18 protein-coding genes are annotated in these 16,941 nt (G+C 45.0%); 3 read left to right on the forward strand and 15 right to left on the reverse strand.

Features of this window, described 5'->3' with window-relative positions; all coding sequences use genetic code 11:
• Positions 1 to 15 precede the first annotated feature (15 nt).
• Positions 16 to 486, reverse strand: a complete 471-nt coding sequence (locus ACQ4MX_RS05660) for a Dps family protein (protein WP_431089704.1) — start codon at positions 484 to 486, stop codon at positions 16 to 18.
• 312 nt (positions 487 to 798) lie between these two features.
• On the opposite strand from ACQ4MX_RS05660, the gene mtnK reads away from it, so the two are divergent.
• Positions 799 to 2,022 (forward strand): S-methyl-5-thioribose kinase, encoded by a 1,224-nt coding sequence (gene mtnK / locus ACQ4MX_RS05665; RefSeq protein WP_431089705.1) that lies wholly within the window; start codon positions 799 to 801, stop codon positions 2,020 to 2,022.
• A gap of 5 nt (positions 2,023 to 2,027) precedes the next feature.
• Positions 2,028 to 3,137: an S-methyl-5-thioribose-1-phosphate isomerase gene (mtnA, locus tag ACQ4MX_RS05670; RefSeq protein ID WP_431089706.1), complete on the forward strand. Its 1,110-nt coding sequence runs from the start codon at positions 2,028 to 2,030 to the stop codon at positions 3,135 to 3,137.
• Between the two features lie 138 nt (positions 3,138 to 3,275).
• On the opposite strand, the gene ACQ4MX_RS05675 is transcribed toward mtnA, so the two are convergent.
• The 10 genes from ACQ4MX_RS05675 to ACQ4MX_RS05720 form a co-directional block, all read right to left on the reverse strand.
• Entirely contained in the window at positions 3,276 to 3,578 is a 303-nt protein-coding gene (locus ACQ4MX_RS05675) for a YunC family protein (protein ID WP_431091259.1), read from the reverse strand.
• Positions 3,579 to 4,282: 704 nt separating this feature from the next.
• Positions 4,283 to 4,408, reverse strand: a complete 126-nt coding sequence (locus ACQ4MX_RS05680; protein WP_431089707.1) for a hypothetical protein — start codon at positions 4,406 to 4,408, stop codon at positions 4,283 to 4,285.
• A complete protein-coding gene (locus tag ACQ4MX_RS05685; protein WP_431089708.1) occupies positions 4,398 to 5,768 on the reverse strand; it encodes a transcriptional regulator in 1,371 nt (456 codons plus the stop codon). The genes ACQ4MX_RS05680 and ACQ4MX_RS05685 overlap by 11 nt, the downstream gene beginning before the upstream one ends.
• Before the next feature lie 227 nt (positions 5,769 to 5,995).
• Entirely contained in the window at positions 5,996 to 6,280 is a 285-nt protein-coding gene (locus ACQ4MX_RS05690) for an RNA 2'-phosphotransferase (protein WP_431089709.1), read from the reverse strand.
• A 396-nt stretch (positions 6,281 to 6,676) separates the two neighbouring features.
• Positions 6,677 to 7,351, reverse strand: a complete 675-nt coding sequence (locus ACQ4MX_RS05695) for a VOC family protein (protein WP_431089710.1) — start codon at positions 7,349 to 7,351, stop codon at positions 6,677 to 6,679.
• 37 nt (positions 7,352 to 7,388) lie between these two features.
• A complete protein-coding gene (locus tag ACQ4MX_RS05700) occupies positions 7,389 to 8,495 on the reverse strand; it encodes a hypothetical protein (protein ID WP_431089711.1) in 1,107 nt (368 codons plus the stop codon).
• A gap of 200 nt (positions 8,496 to 8,695) precedes the next feature.
• Positions 8,696 to 10,165 (reverse strand): sensor histidine kinase, encoded by a 1,470-nt coding sequence (locus ACQ4MX_RS05705; protein ID WP_431089712.1) that lies wholly within the window; start codon positions 10,163 to 10,165, stop codon positions 8,696 to 8,698.
• A gap of 24 nt (positions 10,166 to 10,189) precedes the next feature.
• A complete protein-coding gene (locus ACQ4MX_RS05710) occupies positions 10,190 to 10,504 on the reverse strand; it encodes a hypothetical protein (protein ID WP_431089713.1) in 315 nt (104 codons plus the stop codon).
• A gap of 61 nt (positions 10,505 to 10,565) precedes the next feature.
• Positions 10,566 to 10,679: a putative holin-like toxin gene (locus ACQ4MX_RS05715; protein ID WP_431089714.1), complete on the reverse strand. Its 114-nt coding sequence runs from the start codon at positions 10,677 to 10,679 to the stop codon at positions 10,566 to 10,568.
• An 81-nt stretch (positions 10,680 to 10,760) separates the two neighbouring features.
• A complete protein-coding gene (locus ACQ4MX_RS05720) occupies positions 10,761 to 11,417 on the reverse strand; it encodes a hypothetical protein (RefSeq protein WP_431089715.1) in 657 nt (218 codons plus the stop codon).
• 190 nt (positions 11,418 to 11,607) lie between these two features.
• On the opposite strand from ACQ4MX_RS05720, the gene ACQ4MX_RS05725 reads away from it, so the two are divergent.
• Positions 11,608 to 11,841, forward strand: a complete 234-nt coding sequence (locus tag ACQ4MX_RS05725; protein WP_431089716.1) for a helix-turn-helix domain-containing protein — start codon at positions 11,608 to 11,610, stop codon at positions 11,839 to 11,841.
• Between the two features lie 275 nt (positions 11,842 to 12,116).
• Here ACQ4MX_RS05725 and ACQ4MX_RS05730 read toward each other — a convergent pair whose 3' ends face one another.
• From ACQ4MX_RS05730 to ACQ4MX_RS05745, 4 genes are all read right to left on the reverse strand, one after another.
• Positions 12,117 to 13,292 carry an MFS transporter gene (locus ACQ4MX_RS05730; RefSeq protein ID WP_431089717.1) on the reverse strand — a complete coding sequence of 392 codons (1,176 nt, stop codon included), beginning with the start codon at positions 13,290 to 13,292 and terminating at the stop codon, positions 12,117 to 12,119.
• Positions 13,293 to 13,368: 76 nt separating this feature from the next.
• A complete protein-coding gene (locus ACQ4MX_RS05735; protein WP_431089718.1) occupies positions 13,369 to 13,680 on the reverse strand; it encodes an ArsR/SmtB family transcription factor in 312 nt (103 codons plus the stop codon).
• Between the two features lie 155 nt (positions 13,681 to 13,835).
• Entirely contained in the window at positions 13,836 to 15,884 is a 2,049-nt protein-coding gene (locus ACQ4MX_RS05740; protein WP_431089719.1) for an iron ABC transporter permease, read from the reverse strand.
• Positions 15,881 to 16,876: an ABC transporter substrate-binding protein gene (locus tag ACQ4MX_RS05745; protein WP_431089720.1), complete on the reverse strand. Its 996-nt coding sequence runs from the start codon at positions 16,874 to 16,876 to the stop codon at positions 15,881 to 15,883. Before ACQ4MX_RS05745 ends, ACQ4MX_RS05740 begins: the two co-directional genes overlap by 4 nt.
• Between the last annotated feature and the right edge of the window lie 65 nt (positions 16,877 to 16,941).

Consider the following 16,941-nt stretch of genomic DNA (forward strand, 5'->3'; position numbering starts at 1 on the left):
GCATCATTTTTCCGGTTAGCCCAGATAAGAGCGAAGCATCCACATATGTTTTTCCAGATCCGCCTTATAACCAATCAGTAAATCTGCGGTTGGCTGATCAGATGCGCTTTCTGCCAGTTCAATCCCTTCCTGAAATTCCTCGCAGACAGTAACAAAGTCCTCAATCAGCGTTTGCACCATTTTCGGCGCATCCTCATTGCCACTTGCCTCGTGAATTGAGGACAGCTCCAGATATTCTTTCAACGTTGCGGAAGGAGAACCTTTCAGCGCCAGCAGGCGTTCGGCGATCTCGTCCATTTTTAGCGTAATTTCATTATATAGCTCTTCAAATTTAACATGGAGTGTGAAAAAGTTGGATCCTTTTACATACCAGTGATAATTATGAATCTTCACATATAGTACATTCAGGTTAGCGACCTGGCGGTTCAACAGTTCTTCCACCGATTTCGTTTGCGTATTTTTCGAGTTGCTTGTTGTTTTAGCCATGATAAATCCCTTCCTTTTTCATCAAATTGATCATTCAGGAACGTTTACGTATTCATCCACCGTCCTTCTGACGGGAAGACGCCAGCGGGCATGGTATTTCGCCTGCCGGACGTCTGTTTATTATTTACCCTTCCAGTATAGAGATGAAACAAAACAACAGAGTGCCTGAGTGCTCTTCCGGCATTTCGTAAAAAAAATGTACAAAATTCAAGCGTTTTTCGTTATACTTGGCTCTATCCAAGCAAAATGGTTGGTTTAATCTTTTAGTATTTTTGGAAATTGACTTAAGCACATTTTATGGAGGTGACTTCGTTGTCCCAATATCATCCTTTAACGACAGAAGAAGCAATTGAATTCGTGAAGGGCATCCCCGGATTTTTTAGTCAGGACGCCCGTCTGGAATGCCAAGAAATCGGTGATGGTAACCTGAATCTGGTTTTTCATATTACGGATTCTGAATCTGACAAGAGTATCATTGCCAAACAGGCGCTTCCCTATGTGAAAATTGTGGGTGAATCCTGGCCGCTGTCACTGGATCGTGCCCGCATTGAACGCGAGGCGCTTCAGAAGGAGCACCACATTTGTCCTGAGCTGGTTCCTGCGGTACTCGGCTATGACGATGAACTCGCCTTGACAGTGATGGAGGATCTAAGCTCATACACAATCATGCGCAAGGGATTAATCGAAGGAAACACATATCCGCATTTCGCTGACCATATTGGAGAATTTCTGGCACGTACGCTCTTTTTCACCTCGGATCTGGGCATGAATCAGCAAGACAAAAAAGAGCTGGTCAAGCGCTTTATCAACCCGGATCTTTGTAAAATCACCGAGGATCTTATTTTGGACGAGCCTTATCGGTTTTCAGACAATAACAACTATGGTTCGTACATCGAAGACGAGGCTGAGGCACTTCGTACAGATCAGGCCATTCACCTGGAAGTGGCTTTGCTGCGCGAGAAATTTCTGACGCGAGCAGAAGCGCTACTGCATGGCGATCTTCATACGGGTAGTATTTTTGTAACAACGGAGTCCACTAAAGTCATTGATCCCGAATTTGCCTACTACGGACCGATGGGCTTTGATATCGGAGCGGTGATTGCCAATCTGCTGTTGAACTACGCAGCACAGCCCGGATGGACTACTGACGAGACAGCTATGCAGCAACGGCGTGACTGGCTTTTAGAGACTGCCATTCAGGTATGGGAGCGGTATGAGAGCGGGTTCCGCAAACTGTGGGACGAGCATGTTACCGACCACATGGCCCGCACGCCGGGATATCAGGACTTGTACCTCCAGAAAGTGCTGCAAGATACGATTGGCTTTGCAGGCTGCAAAGTCATCCGCCGCATCATCAGCTTGTCGCATGTGGCCGATATAGACACGATTGCCAATCCTGCGATCAAGGAAGCAGCGGAAAGACTGGCGTTATCTATCGGGAAGGCCTTGGTTCTACGCAATCGTGAGGTGCATTCGATTCGTGAATTGGGAGACATTATTCAGACAGCAACGGCTGCCTCAATTAAAGGAGTTTAATGGATATGAGTGAAAACAAAGAATCTGTGACTGAAGCTTCCAATGAAGCAATAGTGGCCGGTCAGGCTCTCTCGTCGCTAGTATGGAAAGGTGACCACTTGTCCATGCTGGACCAGCGCCTGCTGCCCGAATCCATCGTGATGCTGGATTTGTTCACAGCCGAGGAAGTGTGGGATGGCATCCATGCCATGAAGGTACGTGGTGCGCCGGCCATCGGGATGGCTGCGGCCTACGGCGTCGTGCTGGGTGCTTCCGCTTACGGCGGAACCGATGCTGCTGGATGGCTGGAGCATGTACACAGCGTTTGCGGGCATTTGGCTACATCACGACCGACCGCGGTGAACCTGTTCTGGGCACTGGACCGTATGAAAAAGCGGGCCAAAGAACTAACGGCCGAAGCGACCGGAGGACGGGTCGAAGATTGGAATGCCGGATTGGAGCATGAAGCAATATCCATTCAGGCAGAGGATGAGGAAGTATGCCGCCTGATCGGCGTCCATGCTTTACCTCTATTCCAAGACGGCATGGGCGTGCTCACTCACTGCAATGCAGGCGGGCTGGCGACAGCGAAGTATGGGACGGCGCTCGCTCCCATGTATCTCGCACATGAGAACGGCATACACCTGAAAGTGTTTGCCGACGAAACGCGTCCTGTGCTCCAAGGGGCGCGACTGACGGCTTTTGAACTTCAGCAGGCTGGTATTGATGTAACCCTGCTGTGTGACAACATGGCTGGCATGGTCATGGCCAAAGGATGGGTTCAGGCCGTCATCGTCGGCACGGACAGAGTCGCTGCCAATGGCGATGTCGCCAACAAAATCGGGACTTACAGCTTAGCTGTGCTGGCCAAGGCGCATGGTATTCCTTTTTATGTAGCTTCACCGCTATCTACAATTGATTTGCACACGGCAACAGGCGCAGACATTCCCATCGAGGAACGCCCTGCGGAGGAAGTTACCGAAAGCTTCGGCAAAAGGACGGCCCCACAGGGTATCAAGGTCTATAACCCGGCTTTCGACATTACGCCTCAGGAGTACATTACCGCCATCATTACCGAAAAAGGGATCGTTCAAGCTCCCTTTAGCGACAGCCTGCCTGCTTTATTTGCAGATTAATTTGTCTGGGCCATGTAGCTCGTATGAAGGTTGAAACGTTTTACTTGATAAAATGTAACTTTTCTATTGAAAAAACCGGAGCGAAGTTGCCCCGGTTTTTCGCGTTTTTCTACCTTCGTAGAGCAAAAGCCCTACCACTTAGACCAGCTTCAACAGCGCCTCATACCCCGGCATACCCGGCTTAATCCCTAGCTGCTCCGCTTCCGTCGTCACCGACTCCATGGGCGCTTCCAACAATTGGCGCAGCGTTTTTACACCCACAGCTCGTGCGGCAAGAATTTTCCGATCTCCCAGCCGTTCATTCAGCAATCCGACATCCAGTGCGCCGCACATGATGTAACCACGGGAATTGGAGATGGTCAACAGCGTTGTTTTAGGCAGTTTGACCTCAACTCCGATAAATGTATGCTCACCCACCTGTACGGGTTCCATGTGTATCATTGTCCTCACGTGCACCTCCTCTTTGTTCATCCGGGATATTTTATGCAGCATTTGCGCGTGAGTGTGGACACCCGTGGATATGTATTAAATTTTAGTACACTGAATGGCGGTGGCACAATAGACCGTTAATGGGTGCCAATGGATGTAAAAGATGATAAAGGATATGTTAACTCAAGTGGTAAACTTGCAGTACAGAGGTCAGTGTTTCCTACTTCTTTTGTTCACTCTAAGCTTTGTGCAACCATAGGTACAAATACATATATAGTATATGGGAACACCAAAGGTCAACTTGATAGTTGGTCATTTAACTAATACTAATGAAAAAGAAAACTATTTTAATCATGGTCGGAGCCGTCTTAGCTATCTTTATTATTTTTTCCTTTTAACCTATGCGCGATCAATGACCTGCATATACCTTCCCAATAAAAACACAGTCAAGGAGATTATTGAACAAGAATATTCACTAGCTTGTCACTAATGTTAGACCATATTATAACTTGACTTTATCAAGTCCTCCATTTAAAGGGGGGCTTTATTTTTTGCAAATCATTTTTGAGAAAAAAGCATAGACCGTCCCTAACTCCTTACAAATCAAAAAGGCTAGACGGACAATCCCATCTAACCTTCTGTATTGATCATTAGAATTTAATGATCTGCTTCAATAACTGATGCGAATTCAAATCACTTATCCCTATTAGAGATAATTAAATTTCTCCATGTTGTGCTGGTTGATAACTAGATCCTTTATCTGGAAATTGTAAAGGTATAGTCACTACTGCTACTAACATAAAGCTGGCTACTAAAAAGGTTAGAATAATTTTACGCTTCATCTTCATCCACCTCATTAATCAAATTTCTGAAAACTGCCCTTGTCTCAGAAGAAGCATGTTCTTGAAAAAACTCAAACAGTCTCATACATTTAATTATATACGATTTATTATTGATTAATGTAGATTTTTCCAAACAACTTAATAAAAATCTAAAGCCATCAGAAAATCTTCCTTTGGTCAAATAGTAAACTGATAATTCCTTCGAAAAATGTATAAAACGTTCTGTTATGAATCGTTGAGTATAAAAGCTTTCGATGCTTTGTTCCTCCAGATAAGATGAAATATCCACCTCGAATTGCTTTAGAATATCATCTACATCAAAATGATATTGGTTAGCAGCCTCAAGTATAATATCAAGTGCGGGAAGAACCTCATCTTTTTTTGAAGAAATATGAGTTACGTAATCAGCTAAAACACTTGTATCTCCTGCAAGGAGTTTATTCACATAGGTATTTATCATAGCCCATTCTTTAAATTGATTCTTCCATTTCAGGGTCGTCTCATCGGTGTCCTTTACCCAATTTAAATCGGCATAAGCATATGTGTACTGGAGTGCTTGCTCGTAATCTTTATTCGCTTCACAAACTTCAGCACGAATTAAATGTGAAAATGCCCAGTATACAAATGGAGGGTAAAAAGACTTCTTTCTATGTTCGCTCTTTGCATGATACTGTTGATCGATTTTGTATTGTATTTCTGCTTTATTTCCCAAAGTTGTAGCAAACTTATTGGCCTTATCCCACTTACGCAATGAACGACATGTATTCACTAAATCCCTTAACGCATCTAGCTGATCCGCTTCATCCAAGCGCTCAACGTAAGTTTGAAACTGAACTACCGCATCATAGTTTTCCTCTTGATTATCACCTTGTCTTGCCACAAATAATCGATACTGGCACATAGCCAGACGTTCTGAATATTGCTTTTTCTCACTTACAGCTACATTTTCATAAAGTATAGCTGCCGCCTCATATAACTCCTCTTTAAAGAGTTCTTCAGCAAGTTCGAATAAGGATTCTGAGTATCCCAGTTTGTCCATCAATAAGTTTACAACTTCATGAATACAGTCCAATTTGTTTAATCTCGCACAATTATGTAAGAAAGGACTCATTCGACGCCAATTCGGGTTAGCTTCCGCTAAATACTCATGCACATATCGTTCATAATAATAGCCGACAGGATGCCCCATTGCTTTTGTGATTCGATCCAGTTGATCGACTGAAAAAGTGCGGTTCCCATTAATGATGCTGCTCATCGTACCAGGATTCATGTCTACTTCTCTGGCTAAGTTGCTTAGAATTAAATCATTATCTTTCATATGATTGGTTATCTCTGTGAGTATCGTGGCTGTATTAGACAAAATAAACCACCCCTTAAAAGGAACTTGTTAGGAATCAACTCATTAAAAAGAAGGCTATTGCAATCCAATGATAGAACAGACTTACTGCAATACATTGTACCATCTTCTGGAACAATATCATATACCTCTCATATATTTACTTAAGATACCTTTTCGGATTAACTCCTTTTTAAAAGATTTGTGCAAATACAAAGTGAATTTGTTCTCCACCTGCTCCACCCCGTACTTTATAACTTTATCAAAAACTGTGGTGGTACAAAATCAGAAAGCCAAACCTCATTGTTTGCATAATAGAACTTCACATTATTAACTAGGGCACTTGTCGTGTTAATTTCCAGAATCGCCAATTCTCCACGTCTACTGCCTGCTAACGTTGCAAATTCAAGGGTCTCGGACAAATGGACGTACTCTCTCCCCATTGGTTTAATTCCTTCTGTAAGGATCTTCTCTATAACCCTAGTATTTGTACCATGATAGAGAACAATTGGGGGATGAAATTCCTTATAGCACACCCCTTATCAACATCATTATTACAACCTTCCGATTCATAAATCGGTTTCAAAGTATAACTTCTACAATATCGCCATGAAAGTGACCAAAATGTACCGCCCTATGAATGAATAAACCTTTTATTATAGGAACAATATACCATATAACGGTACACTTGTTCGATCCTTTATTTAGGATATTAAATAACAACACTCTACAGATGGGTTTTAGACGATGGATTGAAGAAAATTCACGATCTGCTCTTTATGATGCCTGTGTGAGAAATAGCTTCATTTAACAAATCATGTGGTTTCATATTTCTTCCCAAATCAACGGATGCATCGTTAAATGCCTGTACATTTCAGCAATCGTTGCCAAGTGAATTCCTCCTGTCTCATATTAGAGCGAAAAGTTCTAAATCAGATTGATTTCAATTCGTACAAGCCATTTTGAAGCGAAAGACTGGCAGGACATATACTATTAATCAAGACTTTGGTGTTGTACTCGCGCGGCATTCTATCGTCCGGGAACCAAGGCCGCTGCTTGTCTATTACAATTAATAATCCTTCCGCGTCCCCTAGCGGCGTGAATTGCGGCCCAGCTCCACCCCATGAATCAAGTTGGAACACTTCTGTGACGGTTTGACAAAATTCTGGAACATTATCTACAGGAAGGCCAATCTCACTTATACGAAGTAGAGCCTTTGGCCCGAAAGCTTCATCTACAGCGTTATCGAGTGAATGGTGAGCGATGAACTCGATGAGGTTATGATCTGGATCATAGAAGTAAAGTGCTGTTGCATTCCAGCTTTCGAAAAGAAACTCATCCTCTTTGGTTCTTGAAATCAATGAGATACCCCGGTCGATTACCCATTGTTTTGCTTCAATGAACTTATTCGTTGGAATCGCAAACGCAACGTGATAAAACTCATTCTCCATGAAGGAATCTTCCTGAAAAGCAAGAACCGATTCGCCAGCTCGAAATGACAATCGTGAAGCGGTTTCCTCCAGAACTTCCAGATCCAAGAGAGAGCCGTAAAAATCCTTCATGGCATCCAATCGGTGTGTATTTAAGAGCACTTCTGTTATTTTCATCGCGTTCGTCATCCTCCTTAAAATAAATGATTTTTACTTAAGATAACTTGATTACGTAAGCCGTAGATTGATATCCTGTGTCCTTCAAAACCCCTGTTGGAATCAATAGCTTTTTACCGGAAGGGCTCCAGCGTAGCTGGTCACTTATTCCATTATCGCCCAGAACCGGGGTTTGTTCTCCTGTTTCTGCTTCCGTAATGAAAAAACGGTATTTATCTCCATCCTCAGAAACCGCATAGGCCAGCTTGCTACCATCCGGTGACCAGCTTGTACCGAACAGTTGCATACCCGAAGCCAATGTGGACAGCTCTTTCCCTTTGGTATCGCAGAGAACCAATACGTTCTCTCCTGGTTTGGTGTGTTTTACAACTGCCAGCTTGCTACCATCTGGGGAAGGAAGGACCACCCAGACGTTTTTTTTCAGGACTTCGGATTGCTTGGTTTCGATATCATAGGCGATCAATTCCCCCATTGCAACATAGTAGATCATGTTTCCCGACTGAGCCACGCTAGAAACACTTCTCTGTCCAGTCTTGACTGCGACTTCACTTTTTCCGTTTACATCAGCCCTGATAATGTCCCCTTCCATATTGGGAAAAATAACGTGCCCTGTATCCTCCCATACGCCTTCCCCGGCCATAAACTCTGCATCGTACATCTTCACGGAAACGCCGGTTTCAAGATTCATGATGTAGCCTATTCCTGTGGATTCATACAATTGCTGATAAAGCATATGCTTCCTGTCAGGGGACAGCTTTGCAAATCCGTAGCTGTTCTCCCCCTCCAGCAGCGGCGTCTCCCCACTGGAAGCAAGATCATATTGATAAAGGTTATGTGGGTAACGTTTTTCTCCCTCAATTATCACGGGGGAAAGCTTCCTGTTCTCTTTATCAACCGCAAGCGTGCCTTCACTCACCCAATCCATCCCGCGCACACCCTCGATCTTAGCAATGCCCTCCAGCTTCAACTTGGTGTATACGGATTCAGTGGTGTTATCCATCACGGTAATCTTTTTGCCGGACTTCTCTACGACCTGCCGCGCCTCTGTGTTTCCTGTACTGCACGCAGTCATGGACAGAAGAATTGCCGTAGCGAGCAGAATGAGTCCTGGTTTGCCCAGCTTGCTGTGGATATTTGCGTTCATTGCATGATTCCTCCTAAAAACGTTGTACAGCATGGACATTATTGAATTCACTTCGTACAAAACTCGCTGTGGAAGCCTAATCTTGAGTCTTGTGTAACCTTAGCTTGCTCTAAGCATACCGGAGGAGTATTTCCAAACCACGGCTGCTTGTTTCCAAGCTGTAAACTTTTTGCGTAGCTTTGATACAGAGTGCAGACCTGTTAAGATGTGGCCGGAAAAGATAGCTCAAAAACCGAACCTTCGCCTTCCGTCTCCAGCAGCGTAATGCTTCCATTCTGCTTCTCAACCAGATTGCGTACCAGTGACAGCCCCAGTCCCGTGCCGCCTGATTGCCTGGATCGATCGCGGTTGACCGTGTAGAAGGGCTCGAAAATCCTCTCTCTGGCTTCATCAGGAATGCCTATGCCGGAATCACGGATCGTGATCCTTACCCGGTTGTCTCTAAGTTCGCTGTAGACATGAATTGTTCCTTGAGGGACATTATATTTGATCGCATTATCCAGCAAATTAATAAAAATATGCATAAAGCTCTCTTTATCAATCCAGATGTGGGCTGGCTTCGCATCGCAGGAAATAGTGATACCGAAGCGTTCCGCCTTCCCGCTCATACGTGAACAAACATTGCGCAGCCCCTCTGCAACCTCCAACAGCTCGGCCTGTGACTCAAAATCATATTTTTCCAGCGCCGACACCTGTAGTACCTTCTCCACCATTTCATATAGCCGCTGAGTTTCTTGGGCGATGCTGGCCTTGGCTTCCAACAGCAGTTTGGGATCATCGTCGTACATATTCAGCAGATCCACGTAAGCTTTAATGGAGGTCAGCGGTGTCTTGAATTCATGGCTAATATTGCCGATATATTGCTTCTGCTGCTGCTCCAGCGCCTGGAGCTTGTGGATAGCCAGTTGCAGCTTCCGTTGCTCTTCATCCTTAGCAGCAATACTCTGCTCAATCTCCATGCTCATAAAGTAGATGCCCTCGGCCAGCTCGCCCAGTTCATCCTTTCGCCTAAGTGGAGGAGCCTGAATATATTCGGCGCGGCGAATATCCTCTGCCGCCTTTTTCAACCGTCCGATGGCTGCGGCTGCCCGGTTAAAATACAAATATCCTATGATGAAGCTTAGCAAAAGCACCGCGATCCCTGTAGTCAGGAACAAATTCTGGAGGGTTCGTAGAAAACTCTGCGAACTTTTGAGTGAATATTGCAACTGAACTACCCCCATTTGTTCCTCTGGCCCTTGGAGCGGCGCCAGATACAGGAGCGTGTCCCCCACAACCTCATATGCAATTTTATTTTGCAATGCATAGGCCAATGCAGCATTTACTCCACTCTGCTGGTCCACCGCTGGATGATCTTGAATTGAGGTGCCCACCTGGAGTCCCTGCGCATCATATAGCGTGACTCCCAGTCCGGTAAATCCGGCCAACTCTGTAGCCAGCCCCCGGCCTCGCTGCTTCATAAATGTCTGCGGCTCCAGCCGCGTACCCGTATAATAGGTCTGCTTTACTCGCAGATTAACCGTTTTGACGTGCTGGGCCAGATAAACCTCGGTTTGAGTCTGCTGGTTCTTTTCCACCCCTTGAAGAACGAAATAGCTTAGCACGCCTAGAGCAAGAATAAGCAGTACAGCCAGGAACAAGCTAAATTTCAACTTGATGCTAATTTTCATGGATAATCACCGCTCATCTTTTCTTTATTGGTCTCCTTTTATCTCACTCAAAAGCCTGGCATTTACATTCAACGCTGAAAATTGAAATAGCAAATCCTCTTCATCCAATACCTTACTTTTCGCTATTTCCAAATCAACAATCTCTTCATTTAAAAGCTCTGTGGATCGCTGAGTTTGACCGTTAAAGTTGAGAATTTGAGGTATCAGGTCCCAAGCCTTTTGTGCTTTTTCCTCAGCCATTTTACTGTCTAATGAGATTATACCAGCGGCTTCCTCTCCAAGCTCCCAAATAGCCTCCTCCAACTGCAAATCCAAGTCATGATACATCCGAATATTCATCGGTTTACCTCCAATAGATCATTTCATTCTCAGCATAAATCAATACCCCATCCGTTTTCATCTACTTCTTTTGGTTGTGGTTCAATGCAACGACAATCGTGATGACTAATCCGATCAGCGTCACCAGCAATGTACCGAACATCATCATTAATGTCAGCGCATCTTTGACCTCCACAGGCATCACCTCCTTGGCAGGAGACTAGCCGACCGCCCATCTAATCCAATAGAATGGCTAAAAACATGATAGCACACGATATTAGTAGCCTGAAACCAAGCCTCTGGCTTCATCTTCTGCCTTTTCAATAGCTTCAGCTAAAGTCATTTCAGGCTGCACTTGTTTGTACTGAATGGCTTTGCTATATGTACCCCCTGCCTCGCTCCACTCCCAATATGTATGAACATCCACAGACTCCAGAAAGTAGACCGATAACGCCTCTACAGGGTTTACAGCATATAAATCCATGAACTTCTGGTTTGAAAGCTGATCGCGCTTAAGAAATTCATTTTTCATATTGTATAATAGATTCAATACATCTTCGTCATTCACATTCACGATGCGATTCACAAATGCATTGCGTCTTTCCACGTTATTCAATATGATTTGGATAGCGTTGCGTATACGCCAAGCCTCCGGGCCAACACTGAGCATATGAATTAAATCGTGAGTAGTCAGGTCAGGATGAAATGGGGCTGGCTGAATTATTCGTGTCCACACTCCATCGTTCCCATTCTCAAACACTTGAATCGCATCAGTAACATTCACCCCAATGGTCTGCCATTGGCGGTTGAGGGCATCTGTAATGTGATAGTAGTGCAGCCCGGCTTCTTCGTTTTCTTCTGTCTGCTCCCAAACCTGTCCCATACGAACAATGGTTTTGATGGCTTGTTTGTTGGTTTTAGTATTTGGCATCATGGTATCATCCCCAATTCAATTTTTGGAAAAATGGCAATAGCAAAGCCAAGGGTATGTTGTACATCCCTTTGATAAAATGATAATATGTTACGAACTAATTGCACTTTCATAGTGCAACTTTACATAAACACAATATATCACATGCACTTTCATAGTGCAATATTTTATTCTAAGTCATCTGGAGGCCTCTATGGATCAACAAAGCTACATTTTACATTGCAAGTTGGATGAGATTTTAAAACAGCACAATAACATGTCTGTTCTGAAATTATCTGAGGAAATTGGACATCGCAGAACTACAATTATGGAGCTGGTGCACAATAGCAATATGGAAAAAAAGAAAATATCAGCTACCTTAATCACTAAATTGTGTGTCTATTTCGATATCACTCCTAACGATTTATTTGAAATTCGTAAGCTCTAAATAAAACGGAGACCCGTAAAATATAGACTCTGAAAAGAGTTATTTTTACGGGTCCCACGTTTATGTAATTAGTAAATAATGATCATTAAAAAGCTCATTCCGATCTCCGAAGACGCTTTATAAAGGAAAGCACTCCCCAGACGAACAACGCCAAAATGCCACCAACGATTAGGAGGGTAATTAAAATATTACTCCATACGAAATGCAATCAACATCACTCCATGCATTATTTTATGGTCATTATGTAGGGTGCTCTTCTAATGTCTCTCCATATTTTAACTCACGTTTACTTCCTCTGCATCCGATTTGAACATTTTTATTTTTATGATGATTGTTAAAAAAGCCAGAAGTGTAAACATTATTCCGCTCCAGATAAGCTGGTGTATTCCCAAGTGAGAGATAAACCAACCGCCAATTGAGGCCCCTATAGTAATGCCAAGATTAGAAAATGAAACAAACAAGCTATTTCCAAATTCGGGAGCTTCTTTCGTCTCTGTCGTTAACCATGCTTGGCTAATAATAAGCCCTCCGGAATGCACTGCCCCCCAAATGAGTACGACTACAACCATGGGAAGGAAAGAAGAACTCAAATAATAAATAATTAAGTAAATGATCACAAAAAGCAGGGGAAACATAAGGACGGTCTTTATAAGATTTTTATGTAGTAACCCTCCAAATAAAAAATTTCCAAAAATCATGATGATTCCAAAGACCATCAACATGATACTAATCCATGACCCATTCATATGGGTGACCTGACCAAGATATTCGGCAAAGTAGCTGTACACAGAAAACATAGCTGCAAAGATAAAAATAACGGTCACGATATTGAACCATAATTGAGGTTTACGTAGTATACCGAGCTGTTTTCCATAAGACATTTTCTCTTTAACCGGCATAGAAGGAAGCCAAATGAGGATTCCTGTAAAGGCAATCATACTGACAACAGCCCCAAACAGGAAAGCGGCTTCTAACGATATTTTTTCTGCGAGATAAGAAGTTAAAGGTACGCCAAAAGCAAATCCAACCGTTATTCCGGCGAAAACCTCGGTGACTGCTTTACTGCTTTTTTCCGGCGGGACAAGTTTGGCTGCGACCACTAGGGCGACCGAAAAAAAGACAGGATGAAAAATAGCAGGGAGAATGCGGAAAATGAGCATCACATCGAACTCGGTTGTAAAAGCATAAACCATATTTGAAATCACAAAACTGAGCACAGCCGTTAGCAGAATGACTTTACGATTTATACCGGAAACAAGTAAGGTCAGGAATGGACCTGAAATAGCAACGACTAAAGAAAATACACTTACAAGCCAGCCAGCCTGTGAAGTCGATATATTAAATTTTTGAGTGACCTGGGGTAAAACACCTATAATCCCCATTTCCGTTGTAATAATGCCGAATACGCCTAAAGCCAGAATAATAATAAGCAAAGAGTTAACCTGTTTCATTTTAAATGTAAGCCCCCATTATATTTATATATACAGATTTATAGATGTGTTTTACGAAAAAAAACCTCCTTTCTGTCTATAGTTCCTTTTGGATGTACTCGGCAAATTCCTGTATTGTCTTTTCGTTCCGACGATAGTACGTCCACTTCCCAATTCGCTCAGACTCCAACAAACCAGCTTTTTGCATCGTTAATAAATAACTTGAGATAACAGACTGTGCAAGTCCTGCTTTAGCCTGAATTTCCCCCACGCATACTCCGATTCGAAAATTAAGACCTTGGTTCAGATAAGCCTGTTCATCAAAAAATTCCTCTGGATTTTTTAACCACAGCATAATTAGACGACGTGTCTCATTAGACAAAGCTTTATAAATCAATGACGGTTCCATACAGAACATTATATCTACTTTATTAGATTTGTAAATATAAAATCCAGGTAGCTTTGCAGAAGAAATAAATTAATACTGCAACTGTCTATATAAAAAAAGGCTGTTTCCCCCACGGAAAATCCGCTCGGAAACAGCCTTTTTGCGTACCACTTCAACTACACTGACTTACTACGATTAGAGCGATACATCAAGTACAGGAAATACGGCGCACCGATCAGAGCGATCAGCAGCCCGGAGGGAATCTCCGTCGGCGCAAGCACCGTCCGTCCAATTGTATCAGCCAGCACCAGCATTACCGCTCCCAAGATGCTTGACAAAATAATGGAACGGCGTACATGGTGTCCGATCAACGTACGCACGATATGCGGAGCAATCAGCCCGATGAAGCCAATCGTACCCACGCAGGCTACCGCTCCTCCCGCCAGCAGCACACCCACTGCCATCGCCAGCAGCCGGGTGCGACGCACCGGAAGCCCCAGTCCCATGGCGCTGCTATCGTCAAATACCAAAAGATCGAAGCGGCGAGCTAGCCACCAGGCTACTGGCAACAACACGAGCAGAAAGGCCAGAATCGTCGTCACCTGCGCCCAGCTTCGCGCATAGGTACTGCCCGTCAGCCAAATATAACCGGTGCTGCCCCACAGCGAGCCTTGGATAATTAGTACCTGAATTCCGGCTGCTCCGATCGCTGATACGGCGATGCCGAGTAATATGACAACAGACGGATTCAGATGTTTGTTCCAGGATAGAAAGAAGATCACCGCCGCCGAAACTGCTGCTCCAGCGATCGCCGCGACTGGCAGCACATAAACAGGCAGTCCGGGCCAGACGATGATTACTGCAAGCGCGCCGAATCCCGCTCCAGAAGAAACCCCGATGATCGAGGCATCCGCCAAGGGATTGCGAACGGCTAGTTGGATCAAGACACCGCTGACCGCAAGCGCGATACCAGCCCCGGCCGCCACCAGCGTTCGTGGAATTCTAAACTGTAGCAAAGCCGAATTCGCGCTCTCACCGCCGAACAGGCCAGACAGCAGATCGCCCACCGGAATGCGCATTCCTCCAAACATCAGGCTGAATACGGTTAAAAGCACGGCCCCGCACGCAAACAATGTGACCAGCCTGCCATACGGTAATTTCCGAGAGCGCACACCTATGTTCATTGAAGACTGTCCGCCGATGCCGGAAGACAGTTTCATCCTCCACAGGATCAGCCAAATTAACCAAGGGGCCCCGATCAATGCCATTACTGCTCCGGTTGGCAGATCCATGCTTGATTGGTGGACCATTTTCGCCAGCACGTCAGCGCCCGTCAATAAAAGTGCCCCCCACAGGAAGGAACCAGGCAGCACCCAGCGATGCATTTTCAGGCCGCTTAAGCGCACCAAATGCGGAGCCACTAAACCTACAAACCCAATGGGTCCAATGACGCTGACTGTAATGGTCGACAGCAAGACCGCCAATACAATTCCCACCGCCCGGGTCAAGCCCACCTTTTGCCCGAGGGACGTGGATGTGGACTCATCCAGATCCAGCACATCGAATTGCCTCGACAGTAAAACCGCGATAACCGAGAGTCCTACAACCCAGGGCCAAGCATAAGTAGTTCCACTCCAATCGTTTTGCACAAGCGAACCGGAACCCCATAGAAACAATCCCTGCGTTTCAAAGGAGTAAAAAATATGTAATGCTCCGGTAAACGAACCGAGCACCATAGACACAATGAGGCCAGCAAGCGCCAGCCGGATCGGACTGCCAGCTCGCCCACCGCCCATGAAGTAAGCAAGCACCGCTGCCAGCAGGCCGCCGATGGCGGCAAACAGAAATGGAGCCTGATGCAGCAATCCGGGAAACATCACCGCGCCAAGCACAACCACAAAGTAGGCACCGGCGTTGATTCCGAGCGTATCAGAAGCCGCCAACGGATTTTTGGTGATGGCCTGCAACAATGCACCGGCGATCGCAAGCGCACCGCCAGCCAAGATTCCAATGACCGTACGCGGCATCCGCAGATCCCAAACCATATTGTGCTCAAGCGTATTCTGACGCTGGGTCAACGCCTCGATTACCGTATGCAGCGGGATCGGCGCCTCTCCGTAGCACAAGCTTACAAAAAAAAGCGCAATAAGGACAGCCAATCCGCCCCCAAAAATGCTTCCTACACGCCAAGCCTTCGACAAATTCGTTCTGTCTGCTCGGGTCATTTCGTCAGAACTCCAACCACCTGATCAACCAACACTTTCGATGAGATTGGGCCGCCGAACGTCCACGTTGTTCCGTCCAGTGGATAGATCCGTTTTTCTTTGACGAAATTCAGTTCTTTCCAGACTGAATTGTTCTTCATCGCGGCTCCAAATACATCGTCCGTCTTCTGCGTAATGTAGATAAAATGGCTGTCCTGTACCGCCGGAAGAGCTTCGATGCCAACAGTGCTGAATCCATATTTCTCGGTTTTGTCCGACTTCCAGTCGTTTACCATACCGAGTTTCGCAAGCGTCCCAACTACAAGCGAGTTATCCTTAAACATCCGTAGGCTGGCAGCATTTTGAGCTGTGAAGGCCTGAGTCAGCGCGTAGTGGAAATTCGCTTTTCCCGCTTTTTCCAATGCAGCCTTTGCCTCAATATAATGTTGGTCAAGTTCGCTTAGGACTTTATCCGCCTGCTCCGTTTTTCCAGTAGCGATAGCGATCTGCTTAAAGATCTCGACCATGCGGTCGTAATCATAACCGTTTCCCTTGTAAGGATCGTATTCTATCGTTGGTGCGATTCCCTTAAGCTGTGCGTAAATCGCTGCATTATTGTCTGCGTTAGAGATAATAAGGTCCGGTTTGAGCGCTGCGATCGCTTCCAAATTCGGTTCGCCCCGTGTACCGATATCAGTGACCGAATCAGCCAGTTTCGCCTCCTGTGTGACCCACAGCTTATAGTCGTCGTTGTCCGCATTACCAACAGGCTGCACACCCAGCGCGATCATATCTTCGGTAAACGTCCATTCCAGTACAACGATACGTTCGGCTGGCTTGTCCAGTTTGACTTCCCCGTGATCGTCTTTAACCATAACCGGCCCGGCCGCTTTGGTTGTCTGCTCAGACCCGGAAGTGGCTTCCGACTTCAAGCTATCCCCTACTGATCCGCAACCCGCCAATACAATAGCAAAAACCGTAAACAATAATAGGCCATTCAACATCTTTTTCATTTCTCTCATTCACCCCTGCATGTATATGTCTCATTAGAAAATGATAATCATTATCAGTAAAAGAG

This window comes from Paenibacillus sp. 8b26, assembly GCF_050626875.1.
Classification (GTDB): domain Bacteria; phylum Bacillota; class Bacilli; order Paenibacillales; family Paenibacillaceae; genus Paenibacillus.

What these genes read in the sequence shown, in the direction of transcription:
- ACQ4MX_RS05660 (WP_431089704.1), bottom strand. Translation starts at nt 486, where the DNA reads ATGGCTAAAACAACAAGCAACTCGAAAAATACGCAAACGAAATCGGTG.
- mtnA (WP_431089706.1), top strand. Translation starts at nt 2,028, where the DNA reads ATGAGTGAAAACAAAGAATCTGTGACTGAAGCTTCCAATGAAGCAATA.
- ACQ4MX_RS05675 (WP_431091259.1), bottom strand. Translation starts at nt 3,578, where the DNA reads ATGATACACATGGAACCCGTACAGGTGGGTGAGCATACATTTATCGGA.
- ACQ4MX_RS05680 (WP_431089707.1), bottom strand. Translation starts at nt 4,408, where the DNA reads ATGAAGCGTAAAATTATTCTAACCTTTTTAGTAGCCAGCTTTATGTTA.
- ACQ4MX_RS05695 (WP_431089710.1), bottom strand. Translation starts at nt 7,351, where the DNA reads ATGAAAATAACAGAAGTGCTCTTAAATACACACCGATTGGATGCCATG.
- ACQ4MX_RS05700 (WP_431089711.1), bottom strand. Translation starts at nt 8,495, where the DNA reads ATGAACGCAAATATCCACAGCAAGCTGGGCAAACCAGGACTCATTCTG.
- ACQ4MX_RS05705 (WP_431089712.1), bottom strand. Translation starts at nt 10,165, where the DNA reads ATGAAAATTAGCATCAAGTTGAAATTTAGCTTGTTCCTGGCTGTACTG.
- ACQ4MX_RS05710 (WP_431089713.1), bottom strand. Translation starts at nt 10,504, where the DNA reads ATGAATATTCGGATGTATCATGACTTGGATTTGCAGTTGGAGGAGGCT.
- ACQ4MX_RS05720 (WP_431089715.1), bottom strand. Translation starts at nt 11,417, where the DNA reads ATGATGCCAAATACTAAAACCAACAAACAAGCCATCAAAACCATTGTT.
- ACQ4MX_RS05725 (WP_431089716.1), top strand. Translation starts at nt 11,608, where the DNA reads ATGGATCAACAAAGCTACATTTTACATTGCAAGTTGGATGAGATTTTA.
- ACQ4MX_RS05730 (WP_431089717.1), bottom strand. Translation starts at nt 13,292, where the DNA reads ATGAAACAGGTTAACTCTTTGCTTATTATTATTCTGGCTTTAGGCGTA.
- ACQ4MX_RS05735 (WP_431089718.1), bottom strand. Translation starts at nt 13,680, where the DNA reads ATGGAACCGTCATTGATTTATAAAGCTTTGTCTAATGAGACACGTCGT.
- ACQ4MX_RS05740 (WP_431089719.1), bottom strand. Translation starts at nt 15,884, where the DNA reads ATGACCCGAGCAGACAGAACGAATTTGTCGAAGGCTTGGCGTGTAGGA.
- ACQ4MX_RS05745 (WP_431089720.1), bottom strand. Translation starts at nt 16,876, where the DNA reads ATGAAAAAGATGTTGAATGGCCTATTATTGTTTACGGTTTTTGCTATT.